At 37.8% G+C, this 2,821-nt stretch carries 2 protein-coding genes and 1 pseudogene; all 3 read right to left on the reverse strand.

Going from position 1 to position 2,821, the window contains the following annotated elements; translation table 11 throughout:
- Nucleotides 1-116 precede the first annotated feature (116 nt).
- A pseudogene (locus OB236_RS14700) lies at nt 117-371 on the reverse strand (GNAT family N-acetyltransferase); the annotation flags it as partial.
- A 341-nt stretch (nt 372-712) separates the two neighbouring features.
- On the reverse strand, nt 713-1,216 hold the full coding sequence (locus OB236_RS14705; protein ID WP_262684681.1) for a DUF1572 domain-containing protein: 504 nt from the start codon (nt 1,214-1,216) through the stop codon (nt 713-715).
- Between the two features lie 267 nt (nt 1,217-1,483).
- The gene (locus OB236_RS14710; protein ID WP_262684682.1) at nt 1,484-2,101 is read right to left on the reverse strand and encodes a hypothetical protein; all 618 of its coding nucleotides are present in this window, start codon (nt 2,099-2,101) and stop codon (nt 1,484-1,486) included.
- Nucleotides 2,102-2,821: the final 720 nt, after the last annotated feature.

Genomic DNA, 2,821 nt, shown 5'->3' on the forward strand with positions numbered 1-2,821 from the left:
TCCTTGATGGTGTGGGTATTTACCCGTCGACAAACCCATCATACCGAGGCGCTCCTTTTTTGTCAAAGCCCATTTCTTAGGCTATACAGGAATGTTTAGCTTAAAGATGTAATGGGTTATTTAATAACTTGGTGCCATGTATCTTCGATATCTTTAAAATTATTAAATCCGATTTTTTTATAAAAACTTTTAGATTCAGGGGCAGATATAAGGAACATCAATGTACCCTTTTCTAATTGTGGTTTTAAATACTCTACTAGTCCTTTATCGATTCCCGTCCCCTGGTACTCAGGATCAACAACAATATCGTTAATGTAACAATCAAAGCAAAAGTCTGTGAATGCTCTCAAGAAACCCACTAACTTCCCGTTATGCCAAGCGGATACTTATTCTTTAACATCAATTCCTTTCGTCTCTCGTCGTTAGGTCGTCTTAAAGTAGCTCTGTTATATAGTGCTATGACTTCCTTCAATGATGGCATTTCATCGCTTTTATAAATTATCATTAGTTCAGAGCTCATTCAAAATTTATTAAGAATGACACAATTATTCATGTATTTCCTTATTGAGCATAACTGCCCGTTCGTACAGCGAGGCTGCCGATCCATGTCAGCAGCCTCGTTCTGAATATTTATTGAGCTATCTATAGTTCTGCGTTAGTTCAATCTATGTAGAACAAAAACGGTATCACCGACGCCTAACTTTACTTTGTCTTATGGCCGTACTGGTCGACCCTTCCTCATTTTTGCTAAATACCCTATTTGCCCTGTATGATAATGGATCTCTCTGAACATCGCCATCATTAGGTTAAGGGCTGTCGTCTCGTTAGTTACTTGGCTGTATGTAAGCGGAGGCAAATGGAGAAATGGTTGAGTTAGCAATAACGAGGGATTTGATTTCAACTGCTCAAGATATTGAAGGAGTATATCAAATGATTCTTGTGTCATTTTATATGCTTGCTCTTTTGACATTTCAAGCTCTCGTTTAAATTCCTTATCTCTGTCTCGCGTGTCCGGTATATTAAAAAAGATTGTTTCAATTCGAGAATGTACTGCACCTCTAATATGAGCAACAAGATTTGCAATGCTATTACTTTCAAGTCCTGGGGACCAAGTAATATCTTCTTCTACTAGTTCTTCAATCGCTTTAAGAGTCCATTTTTTTTCAGATCTGAACTTAACCGCAATGCTTTCAATTAGTTCGAAGGCGATATCCATAAGCACACCTCTTATTTTCCTTATTTTGTATATATTAATACAGAACATTTGTCCCTATGTAAAAACTTTTTTTCAGATAATTGAACTTCTCATTATCCTCCCGTTACTTCAATATAACAAAAGAAGAACTGCTCGTAGTCATCTTGATGAGCACTTCCGATTGATATTTCCATATTCCCTCCCCGATCAGTTAACATATTTTACCACTATTTTACCACACTTACTCTTTAATCAAAATAGTTTTATTGAGCATTCCTGCCCCTTAGCTTAATCAATTGTCAACCAAGGTTCAGTCCTCCAGATAGACTTCCTGGCAACAAAAATTGTGTTTGCATTAATGCTAATGAACATTTCAGTAGGGCAATCCTTATATGTATGAGACAAAAATTCAGGCAGAATGGCTGCATCAAATTCCCATATGCCTTCTTTTTCCCCAGATATTAATGCCTCCCAAGGTCTTCCATCTGAAACTTCGTTTGTGAAAAACACTCCGCTTTCTGTAAACTCTTTTGAGAACTTTTCCATCATTGCCCATACGAGGGGTTTGTGTTCATCTTTTATCTGTCCAATTCGATTTTCAATTTCTACTGTCAAGAACAGTAAACTAACTTCTATCCAAGTGTCTTGGAGTTCTTTTATTTCCTGTGGGGTCCATCCCGTCATATATGGGCGAATATGGAGTTGGTACCCACCATTATTAAATAACTGTTCTTCCGCGTCACCACCAACCAACAGAGTGTGTAAGAGTTCCCATTCCTGATCAGTTATGAAGTATTTAGAATCAAGTCCCAGAGAGTTTAGCACTTCTGCAAATTGCTTTACAACGTCCTTGAAATTTTCGGGGTTACTTTTGATACAAGTTTGTATTTGAGAATATTCGGACATTAAACCACCTCTTGTCTGGTTACTAGTACCCCATCATTATAAGTGCTGCCCGTTAGTTCAACGAGCAGCCGTTATCGTTCCCTAATTTCGAATATATCGCCTACTGTGAACCGCAATGAAATTTCCTCACGTATTGCATTATTATCCATGAGAAAAGCTACTTTCAGCAAGTGGCTTTAATGCAGAAATGATGGGAATTCAGAACACAAAAACTATTCCATACTTATTTACGAGATAGATATGGGCGTATATCCAATCCCTAATTTTTATCTCGGCATACACTGAGTTAGAAGCCCAATTAATAAGGAGTGAATAAATCGAATGGGATTTATACCGCAGCAAGGACCAACTTCTCCTCCACCCTCATATGTACCTCAAATGTCTCCATATGCTGTTGACCTTGGGACAATTTCTGGTTGTTTGGATCAATACACTTTCATATGGCTCAATAATGGAGATAGCTTTTGGTTCTATCTGACTTTTGTCGGAAGGACATCGATTTTAGGATATAGATTTTTCGGAGGAAGATGGAATCCTTATACAGTTAATTTAAGAGAAATTATTTCATTTTCATGTTACTAATTAATTATAATCCATGATAGAAGCGCAGAGCATCTTGTGTATTTATTTAGTTCAGCTTGTTTGCCCCACTATCTGCCCGTTACTTCAACGAACGACAGCAACCGATCGCGCGACCGGTTGCCGTCATGTCGTGATGCT

The organism is Paenibacillus baimaensis (assembly GCF_025567575.1).